The following is an 18,869-nucleotide window of genomic DNA, read 5'->3' as shown; positions in this document are numbered from 1 at the left end:
CTGCGGTCACTCCCCTGCAGGCCTGAAGGCCCTGGAGCAGAGAGAAGCCCAATGGCAGAAACGCGGTGCCCCAGTAACACTTCTCAGCCAGGAAGAAGCGGCTAAAAAAACCGGAAGCACCAAATTTCATGGTGCCCTGCTGGATAAAAGGGCCGGAACGGTGCAGCCCCTTGCCTATGTCCGTGGACTTGCAGATGCTGCCCTGGCAGCCGGAGCCAAGCTCTTTGACAACTCACCGGTGACAGGCCTTAAAAAAGAAAATGGCCGATGGATACTCAGCACCCCGGGGGGAACCGTAAGAGCAAAATCTGTTATTTTGGCTGTTCAAGGATACCCCGAACAGGCATTTAAAGATAAGATAAACGCCTTGATCCCCTTTAATTATTTCCAGTTTGCCACCAAACCCCTTTCCAATGACATCCGTAAAAAAATATTGTGTGAAGGGCATGCGGCCTGGGATACGGCCCTGATTCTCTCCTCCTACCGATTTGACGATGCCAACCGCTTCATCGTGGGCAGTGTGGGCCAGGTGATCAATGGCGGCTACGGTACCCACGAGGCCTGGGCCATGCGAAGCATCAAAAAGGTATTTCCTGAAATCCCCGCCACGGAACTGGAATATGCCTGGGGCGGACGAATTGCCATGACCACGGATCATATTCCCCGATTTCACATGCCAGACGAAAGCTTTATCACTGTGACAAGCTACAACGGCAGGGGCATCGGCCCTGGAACGGTTTTTGGTAAACTCATGGCACAGGTGGTGCTGGGGGAAGCTGATAAAAAAGATATCGCCCTGCCCTTGCAGAAGGAAAAGCCCATTTTCATGAGAAACCTCCGGGGGCTCTTTTATGAAACCGGCGCCCGGCTTTATCATACGGCCCAGCGTCGGATTTAATATTTTCATTTATCTCGATGATAAAGGCTATCCACATAACTTTCTGAATCGATTTCCCAGGGGAAATGCCACCATAGGCATTTCCCCAGAAAACGAATTTATCCATTCATCCATTCCTCCCCCCCATGTACCCCACCATTATTTTTGTAAATGTTTGGACAATGCCCCATATTGGCCTGTTTGGGGTTGCATAGCATACGAATGCCATGTGAAGCCCCAACAGGTGAGGATGTGGTCCTGACCCAATATTTACTTGTTTTTTTGACAAACCGCTTCCCGAACAGTATCTTGAATCAATTTTATGTGTTTGCATGGTCATCACATCGGCCACGTTGAACAGTTCTTTTTCATATAAAACGGTCATGTCCTGCCGGATACAACGAATAATGGCAATATGCCGCCGCCCCCCCGACGGGCAATGGGCCCGGACCGGAACTGTAGACAGTTCGATTGTCCGGTTCCTATTGCCCATCGGGGGGGCGGCTCTGCTGAGGTAAACTTGAAGGCTACCTTTTCATATAACATTCATGGCTGCTACTACCAGCCACAACGAAAGATGAAACGCACATGATTCCAGATCGTTAGACGGCGTTTCATATAAACGATCATGTCGGCCTGCCGACACATCGAAAAATGGAACGCTAATTATTGCAGCATCTTAGACAGAGTTTTATACAAAAGACATCAAACAATTAAGGAGGTTACATGAAAGTCTTAACACTTCAAGGCGGTGCCAGAAAAAAAGGAAACACCGCAACCGTTCTTGGCTGGGTGGAAGCAGAACTCACCGCCATGGGGCATGAGGTGGAATCCGTCTATCTGCAGAACAAAAACATAAAAGGATGCCTTGCCTGCGGTAAATGCAAGGAAACCATGGAAGAAGTTGGCTGCATCCAAAAGGATGATGCCATTGAGATCCTTGAAAAAATGGTGGCGGCAGATCTTGTTATCTTTACCTCTCCCCTGTACTTTTGGGGGATTGCCGGTCCATTAAAAACCCTTATAGATCGTACCTACAGCTTTTATGTGGATTATCATCAGCCCACCCACGCCTCCCTGGTAAAAGGACAGCGTCAGGCTCTGCTGGTCACCGGTGCCGGTCCCTGGGAAAACAATGCCGAGGCCACCTTCACGGCCTTTGAACGCCTGCAAAATCCCCACATGGCCATTGCGGCGGGCAACCTTTATATCAGCAAATGCACCACTCCTGATCAGCTGGATGACAGCGTAAGGGAGCAGGCCAAGGCCTTTGCAAAACAAATTACAGCATAACCCTTATGACACCCGGGCAAACCGCTCCCGGTACTCCCGGGGGGACAGCCCGGTGAATTTTTTAAACAACCGGCGAAAGGAATTACTGTCCTCATATCCCACCTGCCAGGTAATTTCGGAGATGTTCTCCCTTGTGCTTTCCAATTTCTGCTTGGCCGCTTCAATGCGGACCCGCTGGAGATAGGTCAAGGGGGAATCTCCTGTGGCAGTTTTAAACCGCCGCTTGAAGTGCCGGGAACTGATACCCAGATCCTCGGCCAGGGCATCCAGGGACATGCGATGGTCAAAATATTCCTCCATACGCTCCTGGGCCGCCAACACCTTGTCATCGCAATGACTTTTCTGGTAATCAAAAACCACATAGGGGGATTGATTCCGACGATGGGGTTCCACCAGCAACGCCTTGGCACAATGACTGGAAAGCTCGGCAGATCCGAATTTTTCAATGAGAAAAAGAGAAAGATCCAGAAAGGAAGTGGTGGCACCGGAGCACAGTATCCCCCCATCCTGGGTGAGTAGGCGCTCTGGTTTCAGTATTACTTCCGGGTAACACCGCTTAAAATACCGAGCAAAGGCCCAGTTGGTGGTAGCCATTTTTCCATTAAGCAGGCCCGTTTCCGCCAAAAAAAAGGTGCCGGTGCAGCTGGCAGCGATCATGGCATTCCTGTGGTGCCAGTCCCTGAACCAGTTGATCAATGTTGCAGAAATGTTGCCCATGAAATCCAATGGCGGCAGAAACCCCGGGATCAAAATGCAATCGGTTTCATGTACCTCATGGATAGCTTTGTGGGGTTGCACCATAATCCTACCCTCGCCCTGAACAGCTCCGCCGTCCAGGGAAACAATATCCCAGGAAAACAGGGGACCTCCGTCCATGTCCGGCTTCCGGCTGCGCTGGTACCAGATATTGGCCATGGCCAAGGCGTCGACGGGGCCGATGATACTGGACATGGAACAATGGGGGTAAGCAAGCAATGTGATATGAGCCATATTTATTCTCCTTTATTCGGACCTGTTCACAACATTTGCCACCCCTCATAAATGGGGGCCTATGCTGTGAACAGCTCCATTCACTCTCCCGGCGGCTGTCATCTGTCCCTTTCGGCATGCTTAAAGTCATATATGCCTCTTTTCACATCCATCGTCAACGCATAATATATGCAACAACTAAAATCAAACCGGGAGAACCCAGAAGCCCTAAAATTTCCTGATCAGGCTTGCTCCCAAGATCGGCCAGCCGCCAACTGTATCGGGTGGCCCATGTTCTGATCAAGTCCAAACAATCTAACATCCGGAGGCCCCATGAAAGATCCTTTACTTCAATCCATCCGCATTAACGATCTTGAAATCAAAAACAGAATTTATCTTCCGGCCATGCATCTTGGCATGGCGGAAAATTTTATGGTAACCGATCAGATTATTGAATTTTATGCAGAACGGGCCCGGGGGGGTGCCGGTATGATCTGTGTGGGGTTTGCCACGGTGGATGAACTGGCCGGCAATACCTTAAACATTGGAGCCCACAAAGATGAATTCATTCCCGGATTAACACGACTTGCCCAGGCCATCAACGACAACGGCTCGCGCTCCTGTGTCCAATTGAACCACGCGGGCAGGTACAATCTGTCCTTCTTTTTAGAGGGAAAACAGCCAGTGGCCCCATCGCCAATTGCTTCCCGCATGACAAGGGAAACCCCCAAGGCCCTGGAAACAGATGAAATCCATAATATCATTGAGCACTTTGCCACGGCGGCTTTACGGGTGAAAAAATCAGGATTCAGTGCCGTTGAAGTATTAAGCGGAACCGGCTATCTCATCAGTGAATTTCTTTCACCCCTAACCAACCAGCGCACCGACGAATACGGCGGAAGCCTTGAAAACCGCATGCGGTTCGGCCTTGAGATCATGCAGGCCATTCGAAAAGCGGTGGGTCCTGATTTTCCCATGATGGTAAGAATGAACGGCAATGATTTCATGCCAGGGGGCCAGGGACGGGATGAACTGCGCGAATATGCAAAGGCCCTGGTGAATGAAGCCAGTGTGGATGCCCTGTGCATAAACGTGGGGTGGCACGAGGCAAGGGTTCCCCAGATCACAGCCGCCGTTCCCCGGGGGGCCTTTGCCTATCTGGCCCGGGGCATCAAAGAGGTGGTGGATGTGCCCGTCATTGCAAGCCATCGCATCAATGATCCGGAAATCGCCCGGGAGCTCATTGCCGACAGCATGTGCGACATGGTGGCCATGGGCCGAAGCCTCATTGCCGATCCCTTTCTGCCCCAAAAGGTGGAAAGAGGCCGAGAAGATGAAATTCTTCACTGCATTGCCTGTGCCCAGGGGTGTTTTGATAATCTGTTTAAACTCAAACATGTGGAATGCCTTTGTAACCCCCGGGCCGGTTACGAGTGCAAAAAAACATGTGACATGGCAGAAACCCCCAAAAAAGTCATGGTCATCGGCGGCGGTGCCGCCGGTATGAGCGCCGCCCTTGCGGCCCGTCAGCGGGGTCATGAGGTCACCCTGTATGAAAAAGAAGGGGGTATGGGAGGCCAGCTGTTCCTTGCCGCCTGCCCGCCTGGCCGGGAGGAGTTTGCAGAGCTGGCATGGGATCTGGGCAACCAGGTCTATGATAATGATATTCACGTGGAGTTGGATCAGATCGTGGATGGGGATCTCATCGACGAGGAAAAACCAGATCACATCATCCTGGCCACCGGCGCTGTCCCCCTGACACCTCCCATCCCCGGTGCGGACCTGCCCCATGTGGTCCAGGCCTGGGATGTGCTGTCCCACCAGGCTTTCACCGGAAAGCGAGTGGTCATCATCGGCGGCGGGGCTGTGGGGGTGGAAACGGCATTATTTCTGGCAGAAAAAGGGACCCTGTCCGCAGAAGCCTTGAAGTTCCTTTTTGTCAACAGAGCAGAATCCCCGGAAGTGTTGTACGAAATGGCCACCCGGGGTACCAAGGAGATCACCATCATTGAAATGCTTGAAAGCATTGGAAAGGATTTTGGCAAATCCACCCGCTGGGGCATGCTCCAGGATGTCAAACGCCATAACATCACTTCCCTGCCCGGTTCCAAAGCCCTTGAGATCACCCCATCCGGCATCAAGATAGAAAGCCCCCAGGGCATTGAAACCCTTCCGGCGGACACCGTTGTCTTGGCTGCCGGCTCCCGATGTGAAAACCGCCTGGCCGACATCATCAAAGCGAAAAACATCCCCTTTGATGTGGTGGGGGATGCCGACACCATCGGCATGGCCTTTGACGCCGTTCATAAGGGATATGCCGCTGGCATGAACATCTAAAAGTTAAGGAACAAATCATGGGACAATGGAAAAAGACAGGATGCGTACTGTGCGCACAGAACTGCGGACTTGAAATCCTGGTGGAAGACAACCGCATGGTCAAGGTACGACCGGACAAGTCAAATCCCCGCAGCCGGGGATATGCCTGCCGCAAGGGGCTCAACATTATTTATCACCAATACCCCAAAGATCGCATCACAACCCCCCTGAAGCGCGTGGGTGAAACCTTTGAACCCATCTCCTGGGACCAGGCCATGGCGGAAATCACCGAAAAAATGAAAACGCTGGTGAGCGACCACGGCCCCAGATCCCTGGCCTACATGGGGGCAAGCTCCCAGGGAGGCCATTTTGAAGGGGCCTTTGGGCTGTCAATATTAAGGGGTATGGGCTCCCGGAACTTTTATTCCTCCGCCGGTCAGGAGTTCTCCGGTGCCTGGTGGCTCTTTGGCCGCATGCTGGGCAAGCAGTACAATGTGGCCATCCCCGACGAACACGGGTGCGACATGCTCGTGGGCTGGGGATGGAACGGCATGGAAAGCCATCAGATGCCAAGAGGACCCAGGGTGCTGTCACAGATGAGCAAAGATCCGGAAAAAACCTTGGTCATCATTGATCCCAGAAAAAGTGAGACCGCAGCCATTGCGGACATGCATCTTTCCCTCCGGCCCGGCACCGATGCCCTGTTAATCAAGGCCATGATCTCCATTATCATTGATCAGAAATGGGAGAACACAGCCTACCTTGACACCCGTGTGGACAGCTGGGAACGTATCCGCCCCTGGTTTGAAAATTTTGATGCCAGGGCCGCCATTGAGCTTTGTGAACTGCCCTATGATCAGGTGTTGGAACTGTGCCGTCTCATGACCACCAAAAAATGGTGTGTACATCCGGACCTTGGGATCTACATGGGACGCAAAAGCACCCTGAACTCCTATCTCATGAACATCTTAGGGGCCATCTGCGGTATTTTCTGCGTCCCCGGGGGCAATGTAATCCCCGGCATGGTGGTGCCCATGGGCTTCCATGCCGATGAACGCGATGCCAAAACATGGCGCACCGTCATCACCAACATGCCGCCCGCCGCTGCCGGGGCCTTCCCCCCGGCGGTGATCCCCGAAGAGATATTAAATGATCACCCCCAGCGGCTGCGGGCCATCTTTGTCAGTGCCTGCAATCCGTTGCGGTCCTACCCGGACACAAGGGCCTTTGAAAAAGCCTTCAAGGCCCTGGATCTCTTAGTGGTCAATGACATCGTCCTGAGTGAAACCGCCCGTCTGGCCCACTATGTGCTGCCCTGCCGCACCTATTATGAATCTTGGGACGGCACCTTTTTTCCCTGGAGCTTTCCCAAAGTTTTTTTCCAGATGCGCAGACCCATCGTACCGGCCCCGGAAAACTGCCGGGAAGCCACCCAGATTTTCACCATGATGGCTGAAAAACTGGGACTGATTCCTGATATTCCAGAGAAATTGAAGGAAGCTGCCGGGGATAAACGGATGAACTTTGGTGCGGCCCTCATGACCTGGGCCGCCACCGAACCCCGGGCCATGGCAGCCATGCCCTTTGTGCTGGCTAAAACCCTGGGCAAAGCCTGGGACAGCGCCTCCCTTGCTGCCCTGTGGGGGGTGCTCATGACGGCCCCCAAAGCCTTTGGAAAAAATGCGGCCCGGACCGGTTTTGAACCGGGGTTCGACCAGGGGGACCGGATTTTCCAGGCGATTTTAGATCACCCAGAAGGGCTGTGGGTGGGGGAAGTAAATCCCGAGGGCAATTTTAAAGCCATCAAAACCCCGTCCGGTAAAATTGAAGTTTATGTACCGGAACTGGAAAAAGAGGCAAGAGAACTAAATGCGGCAATCGAGGCCATGGACCTGGAACTGCCAACTGAATACCCCCTGATATTGAATGCCGGACGGCACATGAAATACAATATGAATACCCTCATGCGAAACCCGGAATGGAACCGGGGGAAACGGGCCTGCACCGTGGCCGTAAATCCCGCAGATGCCAGCAGCCTGGGGATAACAGACGGCCAGCAGGTAAAGGTGTCCACCGATGCTGGCAGTGAGGTGGGTGAACTGCAGGTGTCAAAACAGATTCGTAAAGGAACGGTGCTCATTCCCCATGGATTTGGCCTGCTTTATGATGGAAACATTTACGGCATCAACGTCAACCAATTGACCCGCAACACCCATCGGGATTTTCTGGGGACACCGCTTCATCGGTTTGTGCCCTGCCGCATTGAGGCCGTTTAAGTTGATGTGCCCGTTTTTTCTGACCAAGTTTTGAAGCGTGCAGGGCGCATTCTCATTTTCCCGCTTCAACGCTTAATCAGAGAGGGGTCAGGGTTGACCCCGTTGGTCCCACCAACTATGACAAGCAAACCATATTGTGACCAAACCGGGAAAATGGGAAAGCGCCAAGAATGCATTATTCCACTGCGGGGGCTTTCACCGTAATGGGAGTCCCTTTCACACCGGCATAAAACACAATGATCTCGGCAGGCGTATCCCCGTCATTTCTCCCATAATGCCAGGTGTCCACCACCTCCACAATGGGATCTCCGGCCTTGAGATGAAGTGTTTTCTTATCTTCCGTCACAACGGTTAACTGCCCCTTCAACAATACCCCGGCATTGATAACGGGGTGCTGATGCAGGGGCAGTTCCGTTTTCGGCGCAATGGTGATTTTCAGAATCGTCACCTCAGGAATTCCCTGATCATAGGCAGGCAAGGCGGCCTCATTCCAGCTGAAAGACGTTTTTGCCAGTGCATCAACGGTGATACCGGTACCGCCGTCATGGGCCCATGCCGTGGTTGTCAGCACCAGGGCCAAAAGTATTACGTTCATTATTTTTTTCATTTTATTCCTTTTTGTTCTTTTTGTTCATACATTCAACGCATACGTGTTGAGATATGGCTGACCATGGTCCGGATCAAGCGCACCTCCCCGGCCCGCAGCTGAAAGCGGTTAAAAAATCGACGCAAGTGATTCAACCAATGATCTGGTTTTTCCGGATTCACAAAATCGATCCCACTAAAAAACACCTCCAGCTCGCCATACATGACGTCCAGCTCATGCCGGCCGGCAAGTCGAGGCAGCACCATATCCGTTGAGGGAACCCGGGCCGCCGAAAAAAGTTCATAACACAGCACCATAACCGCCTGGGAAAGATTCAGAGAAGAAAAGCCTGCCGTGGGAATGTGCACCAGGCTATGACACAATTTAAGATCCTCGTTGGAAAGGCCGGTGTCTTCCCGGCCAAACACCAGGGCCACACGATTGTTCCGAAAAAGTTGCATCACTTCAAGGGCTCCCTAACGGGGAGTGACCACCTGGCGGTCTCCTCCCAATCGGGCGGTGGTACCCACCACATGGTGAAAGGGGGCCAGGGCCCGGGAAAGGCAGGAATGGTGGTGAATATCCTGAATGATGTGTCTGGCGGAATGGGTGGCAAGCTTTTCCGCGATCTCTTTGTTAAATCCCCTGGGGGCCACCAGGTGAAGGTCCGTCATTCCCATGTTGCACATGGCCCGGGCCGCAGCGCCGATGTTTTCGGAATATCCCGGTTGATGAAGCACCACGGAAATATTGTTCAAGTCAGGGGGTACCTCCACAAAGCCTCCGTCCATTATCTTTCCCCCCTGCGGGGGGTGATTTCATAAACACGTCAAATTTAGCGATCAACAATCCAGTTCGTAAATATTGGGCTTTGCTCAGTAAATTTTATAGCCCGGCAACATCAAACTGTAATATTATAGCGATCCCCACGGGAAAGCAACTCAATTACCCCAGGAAGCACAATTCCAATACCACTCAAGCAACAATGAATTTCTGATTACAACAAAATTTCATTGTTCTTTGTACTATGGGATTATATATTACGTTTAAAAAGAGACATTCTCGTAACAAATACAATACAAATAGCCAACATGCCTGAGGGGTCATCCTCCCTTCATCCCCATGAGCGCGGAGAGAATGTAGAGAATGTAGAGGGGATTATGGAAAAAAACGACATAAATATTAATAGTCTCATTAAGGTTATCCGTCAGGGAGGGCGAGTACGAACAGGCGTAGATATTTACAATGCCCAGGGCGTGTTGCTTCTTGAAAAAGATGCCCTGGTCACTCAGGAAAAAACCCTGCACCATCTTAAAGAAAGTGGTATTTCAACACTTTCCATCACCAACCAGAACCAGGGAGGGCTCTGGGATGTAAAGGGGAAACCACTGTTATTTACCCCCCCGGAGAAAGGGTCAACAAGGGCCCCCCTATCCGCGTATAATGTGGAAACCAAAATAAAAGAAATTACCGAAATTAAAAAAAATGCCGCGCGCACCTATGAAAAGACAAAAACAAACATCAAAAAAGTAATTCTGGACATCAAAAACACCGGCGGCGAATTTGATTACGATAGTGTGGAGACAACCATCTCAACACTGTTGGATTTTATGAATACCCATGACAACGCCTTTGCATATCTCACAAAAGAGATCTTATCCTTTGATGATTATCTTTATAACCATTCCATAAACGTTTGCACCATTGCCACCGCTATCTTAAAACAATTCAATGACCATTTCAGCAGTTCTTTAAACGAATTTATTATTTCAAAAGCCGCTTTTCCCTTGGGAAATGGATTTGATCATTCGTTCACCTATTATCTTTCCGATGAAATTTATAATATTTCCATAGGCTATTTTCTCCACGATATCGGGAAAGTACTTATTCCCATTGAAATTCTGAACAAGAAGGGACGGCTTACCCCGGAAGAATTCGATATTATAAAGACCCATTCCTTTAAAAAAGGAGTTGAGGTTATGGAGAAAAATCATATCGACAATCCCTTCATTACCAATTCAGTGAGATATCACCACGCCGCTCTGTTCAGTGAAGAACAGAACTGTTACCCGGTCAGCAGAGAACACCATGAAATACCCATGTACGTCAAAATATGCAAACTGGCGGATATCTACGATGCAATGACTTCAAAAAGATCCTACAAAGAGGCCATCAATCCCATTAATGTTGTGGCAACCATCTTTCATAAGTATGCCAGAAAAGATCCCTTGTTGCAGTTTATTCTCCATTCCTTTGTAAAATGCATCGGCATCCATCCTTCCGGGAGTATTGTATTTTTAAACAATGGACAGATGGCCTATGTCATCGAAAGCAAGGGGCCCATCCTCATCCCCTTCACAGATGAGGATGGGATCAGTCTGAAGGTAAAACCCAACCCCATCGATCTCGGAGAAAAGGAGATGAAAGAAAAATGGGCATTAGACAATAGCAGATCCCCCATAACCCCGGTCATGGCATACGATAAATTACCAAAATACTTAAGAGATTTAATTTACAATAATATGGAACCGTAATACCCCATAATCCAGTTACACGGCCTTTTTCTTCCATGGGAGCGGTTCAAACACGTCCACTCTGGGAAGGGATCAGGAGAAAAAAAACAAGGCCACAAAGGCCAGGGCCACGCCAACCCATTGCTGACGACCCAAACGTTCTTTAAGGAAGAACCAGGCCAGGGCCACGGTGGATGCAGGATAAAGAGAACCCAGCACCGCGGCCACATCCAGGCGCCCCAGATGTGCCGCCATGGAAAACAGTGCATTTCCCCCGGCATCCAGAACAGCACACAGAATAATAAACACCCACTGGCCCTTTAATGGCCTGGGGGTTTTCTTTCCCACCGCCACCATGCCGCATAAAAGCGAAACAGAGGCCACCCGTGCCGCCACCAGGGGCCAGAACACTGCCTGGGAATTGGCCCTATCAATGAAAATAAAAAAAAGCCCAAAGCCCAGACCTGCCACCAGAGCTACCCCAAGTTCCATGCGAGTCATTCGAAACTCATTGTCTGCTGCTGAAAGCAACCACACCGCACCCAGCACAAGAAAAAAACCTGCAAATTGCATCAAAGACGGCAGGCCTTCAAAAATAGCAGAATACCCAATGGGAACAAGGGCCGTCAAAACAGCAGACAAGGGGGCAACAATACCCATACGGCCATGGGTCAACCCCCAGTAAAAAACCGTCAGACCGGTGCAGCCACAAAGACCGGAAAGAAAACCATATAAAAGATCGTAAGTTCCAGGAATTGTTTCTGAAGCCAGCATTGCCATAATGGCAAGAAGCACCCCCCCAAAAAACTGGGATATCAGGATAACTCCCATTAGATTGCCCTTGCGTGAGGCAAACCCACCACTGAAATCTCCGGCTCCCCATGCCACTGCACTGCCAAGTCCACAGGTGACTGCAATGCTTTCTGAGCTCATCATATAAGTTCAACTCCCTGGTTTGAAAATTTTTAAATAGATTGATCACAACTTCCACCGATCTGGGAAGGATGCAACGATTATGAAAACGGGTCGGTGTTATGATCAACTCATCTCCAAAGTATATGGCATTATCAATTAATCGGCATTGGAAATCAACTCAATTCCGTCGGGAATACCAATCTCAACCCGAATCTGATATATCTATATTTTTAAGACATACCCCGAAAACATACACGCCTGACCCCATTGGACTGACAACCGTGACGGGCGGCCGATCTTGTGATAAACCCACAATGTATGACGCTGGAGAAAAAAAATGATAAGACTTGGTCTATGCTGCATTTTTAAGGATCAACCCATAAAATTTCGACGTACCACGGCCACCCACCTTTCAAAATTTCCAAAGGACATCCAGCGCCAACGATTGTCAGAAATCTGCCTGGCCAATGCACAAAGTTTAATGGAAGCCCTTGTCTGGTGCCATGACCATGGCATCTACGGTTTTCGCATCAACAGCCAGATTCTACCACTGAAAACCCACCCGGATGTCGGATATGACATTGAAGCCCTCCCCCTTGGAGACAGCATCCTCAAAAAATTTAAAGCCTGCGGAGATTTTTGCCGAAAAAACGGCATGCGCACCACCTTTCATCCGGATCAGTTCATCATCCTCTCCTCCCCGGACGATGGGGTGGTCAGGCGATCCATTGCCGATCTGGCCTACCAGGCCCAGGTGGCCCAATGGGTAAACGCAGACGTGATCAACATCCATGGCGGCGGTGTGTATGGAGATAAACCCTCGGCCCTGAAACGTCTTCGACAAACCATAGATGCACTGCCCCAGGAGATCCGAGAACGCCTGACCCTGGAAAATGATGACAGAAGCTATAGCCCCCTGGATCTATTACCGGTGTGTACCGACATGGAAATTCCCCTGGTGTACGATGTTCATCATCACCGCTGTCTGCCGGATGGACTCAGCGTTAAAGGGGTCACAGAAAAAGCGTGTCGCACCTGGAGCCGGGAGCCCCTTTTTCACATTTCATCTCCCATCAACGGATGGAATGGGAAAAATGATGTCCGAAAACATCATGATTACATCGACATCAGGGATTTTCCCCTGAACTGGCTTTGCCTTGACCTGACTGTTGAAGTGGAAGCCAAGGCCAAGGAAGTGGCTGTTTTAAAATTAATGACGGAGATGCAGAAACTTCAGTGAATAGAGCATATTATCTTTTTTATTAGAAAATAAAACCTCCGAGCATCCTCAGCAGAGCCCCCAGCGATTGATCGAAGCGTCCCATTCGGAGCCAAAGGCTATCAACCCACTTGACCTGCCGATTATAATTCCGCAACCCCGGCAGGAATTAAACAGACAAACACCAGGGGAACTGCACCGGCGTTTCTGATCTGGTGATCCTCATTTCCCGGGATAAATATGGCCGTTCCCGATGAAATGAAAACCCACTTGCCGTCACAGAACACCTCTCCTTCTCCGGAATGAACAAAAATCTCATGCTCCCAGGCATGGGTGTGGCGCGGCGTATGGCCCTCTTTATCAAGTTCAAAGACCCGCATGCAGAAATTCTCAGCACCATCGGCCTTCCCAATGGCAACGACACCGGTGACGCCTTTTGCCGGTTCAGTATCAAATCGTGTGGGTTCAACTTCTTTGTAATTTATTATTTTCATGGCCAACTTTCCTTATGTTTGAAGGTGTGACAAAAAAATCCCGGACATGTGCAAAAACACACATACCCGGGATTCTTTTATGATGCAAGTTCTATCTCAGGGTGTTTTGAACAGAAAAAACAACAAAACACCCGATATAAGCGAAAAAACTACCCCTTAATAATCCGGGGCAAAATCATCTGATGCTGGGGACAGATGGACTTGGGATTCTGATAGGCAGAGCCCGTAAAGGCCTTCATGTAGTTTCTGATTTCAGTCACATTGACAATCTCATCCACATACCCCACCTTGGCGCAGTATTTGGGCCGGGAAAAGGTCTTGTAATCTTCCACCACCTGATTCATCTTTTCAATCACCGGCTCCAGGGGATTACCCGCATCCTTTTCTTTCACCAGACGACGGGAATACATGGCAACAGCGGCAGTTTCACCGTGCATGACATATACCTCGCTTGCCGCCGTACCGATGGAAAAAGCGTTGGTATCATTGCCCTGGGGACCACCCAGAAGATAATGAGCTGCGGCAGATCCCTTGCGCAGCAGCACCATCATCTGGGGAACACCCGATTGCTGAATGGAGTAAACAAGGCTCTGCCCGATGCCCAAAAGTTCGGCCTTTTCAGCAATGTCACCCACATCAATTCCGGAGGTGTCCTGGAACCAGATTAAGGGGATACGATCCCGTCCGGCCAGGGTTACAAACTCGTTCATCTTGATCATGCCCTGGCGATAGAGCTTGCCGCCGATGCCGGGGTAATCGGCATACTCGGGATAATCCTTGCCAAGATAGCCCTGACGATTGCCGATGATGCCCACCAGATACCCATCCACCTTGCAAAGACCGGTGTAGACTTCCGGACCATAACCGGGTCGAAATTCCATGCTTTCACTGTTGTCCACAAGGCGGGCCAAAATCTCTTCAAAATCATAGACTTTCTTCTGATCAATGGGGAGCAGCTTGTAAATATCTTCAATATCAAACTTAGGTTCAGCCGGTTCCGCCACCCGGAAAAATTTGGGATTGTAGGCCGGAATATCCTTCATGTAGTCTTTAAGACCATCCAGAACACCCTTTTCTTCTTCATACACATATCTGAAGAAACCGGTCTCATCATAATGGACCTTGGGAGTTCCCGGGGGATTACTCTTGAAATGCCGGGTAGATTCAATGAGCTGTTCGGCGGATTCCACGTCAAAACCGCCCTTGGGTGCCATGCCGCTTACGATACCGGCACCACCCACGGCAATGTTACAATCTTTATGGGCAAACAAAATGGTGGGGCTGATGCTCTGGTATCCACCGCCGGCAGGGTTGGTGCCGTAGATGCCTGCAAGCACGGGGATCCCCATCTGGTTGAGCTCTGCATGACGATAAAACGGTGCACCTGCGCCCCGTCTATTGGCATAAAACTGTTCCTGCTCGGAAAGTTTAGCACCGGAGCAGTTCACCAGCCACACCAGGGGCACATTGAGCCGCTTGGCAAGATCGGTGACCCGCAAAATATTTTCAGACTGACCGGCCAGCCAGGCACCGGCCATCACCTTGTTGTCAAATCCGATGATCACCGCCCATTTACCGGAAATCTTTCCGAGACCATCAATGACATTGGTGGTGCCTTCGGAGTTGTCGGCAGGGTTGTAAAGCATGTGAAGGGGAGACCAGGTACCCGGGTCCACCAGGTACTCCAGTCGCTGCCACACGGTCATGACACCCCGTGCATTGATTTTGGCTTCGGGCAGACCGGCGTTTTTGATGACATCCACTGCTGCGGCGATTTCGCCTTCCACCTCTTTGAGGAGATTTGTATTTTCTTCTCCTCTTTTGATCTGACCTTTTTTCAGCGCGTTGCCGAATTCAGGCATTTTTTCAAAATATGGTCTCATTTTTTCTCCGAAAATATTTCAATTAAACCCGAATTAACAAAATTGCAGTCATGCGGGTTTCAATTTTCATTGGGGCAAGGGGTTCTGCCGTTTACGCTGTTAAAAAAACAATCAGGCCTTTCGGCACAGCTCCCCCTTTTGTGCATCCAATGCAGCAGGGAGAGCCATACATCAAAAATTTTCCAAGGCAATGATCCGGTTTCCGTGAGGGGGAAAATTTAAACCTGACAGGTAAAACCAGATCATCGTGGACAAGGCTTATTCAACGATGAGAAGGACATCATCCTCCTCAACCTCATCACCTTCTTTGACATTGATTTTGGCAACGGTGCCGTCACAGGGAATATAGACGGGGGTTTCCATCTTCATGGCCTCAATGACCAGGGCATCATCGTCTTCTTCCACACTGTCACCAACTTTTACATCAATCTGAACAATTTTTCCGGCCAGGGGGGCCAACAATTCTTTACTCATGGGAATCTCCTTTGTTTTATATCTGGTATTGGATATTGGGTTCTGTTTTTTAGGTACTCGGTACTTAATCATGTTCTCCGAATGTGACTCAAGGGTTAAAACCGGCCTGAACAAACGTAGTCATCTGTTTTCAGTAGCTTGAGCTCAAGATCAGTTTCAGATTACGGCTGCAGCAAGGTCAAAAAGATACCGGCGGCAATCACGGTGCCGATAACCCCGGCCACATTGGGTCCCATGGCGTACATCAAAAGATAATTCTTTTTATCCGCCTCCTGTCCCACCTTATGAACCACACGGGCAGCCATGGGAACTGCCGACACACCGGCCGCACCCAGAAGCGGGTTGATTTTATCTTTCCTGAACAGGTTCATCACCTTGGCAATGCACACCCCCACCGCTGTACTCAGGATAAAGGCACAAAGCCCCAGGAGAAAGATAAAAATCACCTTCCACTGCAAAAAATTTTCAGCATTCATGGTGGCACCCACGGGCAGCCCCAGAAAAATGGTGGCAATGTTGAGCAGCTCCTCTTGGGAGGCCTTGGTCAAACGCTCCACCACCTTGGACTCCCGGAACAGATTGCCCACCATGAACATGGAAATCAGCGGAGCCGATGCCGGTACAATGAGGATGATAACAAAGGTGGCAATAATGGGAAAGAGCAGTTTTTCAAGCTTATTGATCTTACGGCCTTTTTTCATGCGGATTTTTCGTTCTTTTTGCGTGGTCAACGCCTTCATCACCGGCGGCTGAATAATGGGTACCAGGGCCATGTAGGAGTAAGCAGCCACGGCACAGATGCCAAGCATGTGGGGGGCCAGCTTGGAGGCCAGAAAGATGGTGGTGGGACCATCCGCACCGCCGATGATACCGATGGTGGCAGATTCCATGAGATCAAAGCCAAGAAAACTGTTGGCAATGAAAAACGTCAGATATACCCCGCCCTGGGCTGCTGCGCCCAGAAAAATAAGAGAAGGCATGGACAAAAGGGGACCAAAATCGGTGAGGGCTCCCAATCCCAGAAAAATCAGGGGGGGAATGATCTCCCAGTGAATGCCGTATTCATAGAATTTCCATAACAGGCCTTCTTCAGGGGTCATGAGACCTGCCAAGGGAAGGTTTGCAAGGATAATACCAAACCCGATGGGAAGCAGCAAAAGCGGTTCATACTGTTTGGAAATGGCCAGGTAGATCAACCCAAGGCCAATGACCCACATGAACATCATGCCGGGGGTGAGGTGCCAGAAACCGGTGGTGGTTGTTAAAAACTGCAAGCTGTTAAACATTTTAAAAATCCTTTAGAAACAGATACACCATGATATTCAAGTGCGTTGCTATTTTTTATCGGCACCGGATGCCGTCAGTTTATCCGTAATAAACGAGGTAATCCTCAGGGAAAAATAAAGCAGGGCCATCCCAGCAAAAACCCCTGTGATACCTGAAATAAATACAGTTACCGAATTACTCATGAGTTGTTCTCCATTTTTTATTTTTTCATTTTTCCCGGGAACAGGTTTGTTTCCGGGAAAAATGTAAATTCAGGGCAATGATATTCCAGGCCTGTTTTTTAGTCATCCGGGCTTGATCACAACATCTGCCACTCTGGTATGGGATCGGGCTTTGTGATAAAAAACTTCAAACGTCCAGTATCACACGCCTGATCCCATCCTGTTTCCCCATGGATAACTTATCTGTTTGCCTTTTTGACACCCAGGGCATCCAAAGCAATGATCATCTTACAGATGTTGGCTGATCCTTCCACCATGCTGTAGGTGGGGGCATCTCGGTAAAAACGGGCCACGGGGTACTCAGTGGAGTAACCATAGGCACCCAGAATTCTCATGGCAAAGTTTGAGGCCTTGGTGGCCACTTCGCCAGCCAGGTATTTGGCCTTGGCCACGTCAAGGCCGTTGTTGAGATTGCCCTTATCTTTTTCTGCTGCCGCACGATATACCATGAAACGAGCCGCATCAATTTCAGCCGCCATCTGGGCGATCATGTCCTGATTCATCTGGAAGGTTCCGATGGTTTTACCGAATTGTTTTCTGGTATTGCAATATTTAATCGCTTCATCCAGACATCCCTGGGCAAGACCCACACCACCGGCTGCTGCAGAAAGACGGGTATGGTTCAAGGAGCTGAAAAGAATTTTCGCACCGTCACCGGGTTTTCCCAGCAGATTTTCCTTGGGAACCTTGACGTTATCCAGAAATACCTCACCGGTGGGAGAAGAATGGGAACCCAGTTTATCAAGACCGGATGTTTTAATACCTGCAAAATTCTTGGGCTCAATGACAAAGGCGGAAAGCCCCTTGCTGCCTTTGTCCTTATCTGTGTAAGCATAACACATCAGGACATCGGCAATGTCAGCGTTGGAAATCCATGTTTTTGAACCGTTTAAAAGGTAATGATCTTCTTTTTCTTCCGCCACGGTGGACATGGCCATGACATCAGAACCGGCATCGGCTTCGGTGATACCAAAACCACCCAGATACTCCGCAGTACAAAGCTTTTCGACATATTTTTTCTTGGCGGCTTCAGTGCCGTACTTAAAAATGGTGAAGGCGCATCCCAGAACCTGCATGTTAACCTGCACCCGCAGGGAACTTGAGCATCTGGCGATTTCTTCGGTGACGATCATGGCGGCCAGCCAACCCATGTCCTCTCCACCGTATTCTTCCGGAATCACCGTGCCGTAAAATCCCAGTTCTCCCATGGGCAGAACGGCTTCTTTGTAAGGAAAATAATCCTTTTCATCCCATTCATCGGCATTGGGAGCGATCTTTTTCTTTGCAAATTCTCTGACGGCTTTCTGCAGCATAGTGAGTTCTTTTGACAGTTCAAAATCCATTGTTTACTCCTTGTAAGAAATTGTGCGGGGTTGATCCCGACAGCAGCCCCTGGGAATTCAGGTTCTGCCATCACCGGGATCAGCTCCAATTATTATATTTGTTACTTATTTTTTAAAATTCAGTATATTTATCCTGTAACCCGATGACAGTTTTTTTAAAAGACAAGGTTTGATCATCGTATACAAAACCCATTAAAGCACTA

15 protein-coding genes and 1 pseudogene are annotated in these 18,869 nt (G+C 49.8%); 6 read left to right on the top strand and 10 right to left on the bottom strand.

All coding sequences use genetic code 11. The features are described from left to right. Together ACYQ2M_RS20230 and ACYQ2M_RS20225 are read left to right on the top strand one after the other, a co-directional pair. Positions 1-898: NAD(P)/FAD-dependent oxidoreductase (locus ACYQ2M_RS20230; RefSeq protein WP_459918195.1), on the top strand; the 898-nt coding region annotated here is incomplete at its 5' end. Between the two features lie 705 nt (positions 899-1,603). After that, positions 1,604-2,170 carry a flavodoxin family protein gene (locus tag ACYQ2M_RS20225; RefSeq protein ID WP_459918194.1) on the top strand — a complete coding sequence of 189 codons (567 nt, stop codon included), beginning with the start codon at positions 1,604-1,606 and terminating at the stop codon, positions 2,168-2,170. A gap of 3 nt (positions 2,171-2,173) precedes the next feature. Here ACYQ2M_RS20225 and ACYQ2M_RS20220 read toward each other — a convergent pair whose 3' ends face one another. Further along, a complete protein-coding gene (locus tag ACYQ2M_RS20220; RefSeq protein WP_459918193.1) occupies positions 2,174-3,160 on the bottom strand; it encodes a GlxA family transcriptional regulator in 987 nt (328 codons plus the stop codon). A gap of 312 nt (positions 3,161-3,472) precedes the next feature. Between ACYQ2M_RS20220 and ACYQ2M_RS20215 the strand changes: the two genes are divergently transcribed. After that, the gene (locus ACYQ2M_RS20215; protein ID WP_459918192.1) at positions 3,473-5,476 is read left to right on the top strand and encodes an FAD-dependent oxidoreductase; all 2,004 of its coding nucleotides are present in this window, start codon (positions 3,473-3,475) and stop codon (positions 5,474-5,476) included. A gap of 17 nt (positions 5,477-5,493) precedes the next feature. Continuing rightward, the gene (locus ACYQ2M_RS20210) at positions 5,494-7,731 is read left to right on the top strand and encodes a molybdopterin-containing oxidoreductase family protein (protein WP_459918191.1); all 2,238 of its coding nucleotides are present in this window, start codon (positions 5,494-5,496) and stop codon (positions 7,729-7,731) included. A 175-nt stretch (positions 7,732-7,906) separates the two neighbouring features. Here ACYQ2M_RS20210 and ACYQ2M_RS20205 read toward each other — a convergent pair whose 3' ends face one another. Beyond that, positions 7,907-8,338, bottom strand: coding sequence for a cupin domain-containing protein (locus tag ACYQ2M_RS20205; RefSeq protein ID WP_459918190.1), 432 nt, complete (start codon positions 8,336-8,338; stop codon positions 7,907-7,909). A 32-nt stretch (positions 8,339-8,370) separates the two neighbouring features. Further along, a pseudogene (locus ACYQ2M_RS20200) lies at positions 8,371-9,108 on the bottom strand (RNA methyltransferase). A gap of 369 nt (positions 9,109-9,477) precedes the next feature. On the opposite strand from ACYQ2M_RS20200, the gene ACYQ2M_RS20195 reads away from it, so the two are divergent. Then, positions 9,478-10,851: an HD-GYP domain-containing protein gene (locus tag ACYQ2M_RS20195; protein WP_459918189.1), complete on the top strand. Its 1,374-nt coding sequence runs from the start codon at positions 9,478-9,480 to the stop codon at positions 10,849-10,851. 72 nt (positions 10,852-10,923) lie between these two features. Here the strand turns inward: ACYQ2M_RS20195 and ACYQ2M_RS20190 are convergent, their stop codons facing one another. Next, entirely contained in the window at positions 10,924-11,766 is an 843-nt protein-coding gene (locus tag ACYQ2M_RS20190) for an EamA family transporter (protein WP_459918188.1), read from the bottom strand. A gap of 316 nt (positions 11,767-12,082) precedes the next feature. Here ACYQ2M_RS20190 and uvsE point away from each other — a divergent pair, with 316 nt between their 5' ends. Then, positions 12,083-12,985 (top strand): UV DNA damage repair endonuclease UvsE, encoded by a 903-nt coding sequence (gene uvsE, locus ACYQ2M_RS20185; protein ID WP_459918187.1) that lies wholly within the window; start codon positions 12,083-12,085, stop codon positions 12,983-12,985. A gap of 122 nt (positions 12,986-13,107) precedes the next feature. Here uvsE and ACYQ2M_RS20180 read toward each other — a convergent pair whose 3' ends face one another. The 6 genes from ACYQ2M_RS20180 to acd form a co-directional block, all read right to left on the bottom strand. Then, on the bottom strand, positions 13,108-13,458 hold the full coding sequence (locus tag ACYQ2M_RS20180; RefSeq protein WP_459918186.1) for a cupin domain-containing protein: 351 nt from the start codon (positions 13,456-13,458) through the stop codon (positions 13,108-13,110). A 149-nt stretch (positions 13,459-13,607) separates the two neighbouring features. Next, the gene (locus ACYQ2M_RS20175) at positions 13,608-15,341 is read right to left on the bottom strand and encodes an acyl-CoA carboxylase subunit beta (protein WP_459918185.1); all 1,734 of its coding nucleotides are present in this window, start codon (positions 15,339-15,341) and stop codon (positions 13,608-13,610) included. Positions 15,342-15,599: 258 nt separating this feature from the next. Further along, complete coding sequence (locus ACYQ2M_RS20170; RefSeq protein WP_459918184.1) at positions 15,600-15,815, bottom strand: biotin/lipoyl-containing protein; 216 nt, start codon at positions 15,813-15,815, stop codon at positions 15,600-15,602. A 161-nt stretch (positions 15,816-15,976) separates the two neighbouring features. Next, on the bottom strand, positions 15,977-17,101 hold the full coding sequence (locus tag ACYQ2M_RS20165; RefSeq protein WP_459918183.1) for a sodium ion-translocating decarboxylase subunit beta: 1,125 nt from the start codon (positions 17,099-17,101) through the stop codon (positions 15,977-15,979). 48 nt (positions 17,102-17,149) lie between these two features. After that, positions 17,150-17,284 (bottom strand): hypothetical protein, encoded by a 135-nt coding sequence (locus ACYQ2M_RS20160; RefSeq protein ID WP_459918182.1) that lies wholly within the window; start codon positions 17,282-17,284, stop codon positions 17,150-17,152. 218 nt (positions 17,285-17,502) lie between these two features. Next, positions 17,503-18,666, bottom strand: a complete 1,164-nt coding sequence (gene acd, locus ACYQ2M_RS20155) for a glutaryl-CoA dehydrogenase Acd (RefSeq protein WP_459918181.1) — start codon at positions 18,664-18,666, stop codon at positions 17,503-17,505. Positions 18,667-18,869 lie beyond the last annotated feature (203 nt).

It is taken from the genome of Desulfocicer niacini (genome assembly GCF_054657595.1).
The sequence above is the reverse complement of the archived record's forward strand: the minus strand, read 5'-3'. Positions and strand labels throughout refer to the sequence as shown.

Bases quoted from the DNA above. Each gene is read 5' to 3' on its own strand.
- ACYQ2M_RS20180 (WP_459918186.1), bottom strand. From the start codon at position 13,458: ATGAAAATAATAAATTACAAAGAAGTTGAACCCACACGATTTGATACT.
- ACYQ2M_RS20210 (WP_459918191.1), top strand. From the start codon at position 5,494: ATGGGACAATGGAAAAAGACAGGATGCGTACTGTGCGCACAGAACTGC.
- ACYQ2M_RS20205 (WP_459918190.1), bottom strand. From the start codon at position 8,338: ATGAAAAAAATAATGAACGTAATACTTTTGGCCCTGGTGCTGACAACC.
- ACYQ2M_RS20160 (WP_459918182.1), bottom strand. From the start codon at position 17,284: ATGAGTAATTCGGTAACTGTATTTATTTCAGGTATCACAGGGGTTTTT.
- ACYQ2M_RS20220 (WP_459918193.1), bottom strand. From the start codon at position 3,160: ATGGCTCATATCACATTGCTTGCTTACCCCCATTGTTCCATGTCCAGT.
- ACYQ2M_RS20225 (WP_459918194.1), top strand. From the start codon at position 1,604: ATGAAAGTCTTAACACTTCAAGGCGGTGCCAGAAAAAAAGGAAACACC.
- ACYQ2M_RS20215 (WP_459918192.1), top strand. From the start codon at position 3,473: ATGAAAGATCCTTTACTTCAATCCATCCGCATTAACGATCTTGAAATC.
- ACYQ2M_RS20195 (WP_459918189.1), top strand. From the start codon at position 9,478: ATGGAAAAAAACGACATAAATATTAATAGTCTCATTAAGGTTATCCGT.
- ACYQ2M_RS20170 (WP_459918184.1), bottom strand. From the start codon at position 15,815: ATGAGTAAAGAATTGTTGGCCCCCCTGGCCGGAAAAATTGTTCAGATT.
- uvsE (WP_459918187.1), top strand. From the start codon at position 12,083: ATGATAAGACTTGGTCTATGCTGCATTTTTAAGGATCAACCCATAAAA.
- ACYQ2M_RS20190 (WP_459918188.1), bottom strand. From the start codon at position 11,766: ATGATGAGCTCAGAAAGCATTGCAGTCACCTGTGGACTTGGCAGTGCA.
- acd (WP_459918181.1), bottom strand. From the start codon at position 18,666: ATGGATTTTGAACTGTCAAAAGAACTCACTATGCTGCAGAAAGCCGTC.
- ACYQ2M_RS20165 (WP_459918183.1), bottom strand. From the start codon at position 17,101: ATGTTTAACAGCTTGCAGTTTTTAACAACCACCACCGGTTTCTGGCAC.
- ACYQ2M_RS20175 (WP_459918185.1), bottom strand. From the start codon at position 15,341: ATGAGACCATATTTTGAAAAAATGCCTGAATTCGGCAACGCGCTGAAA.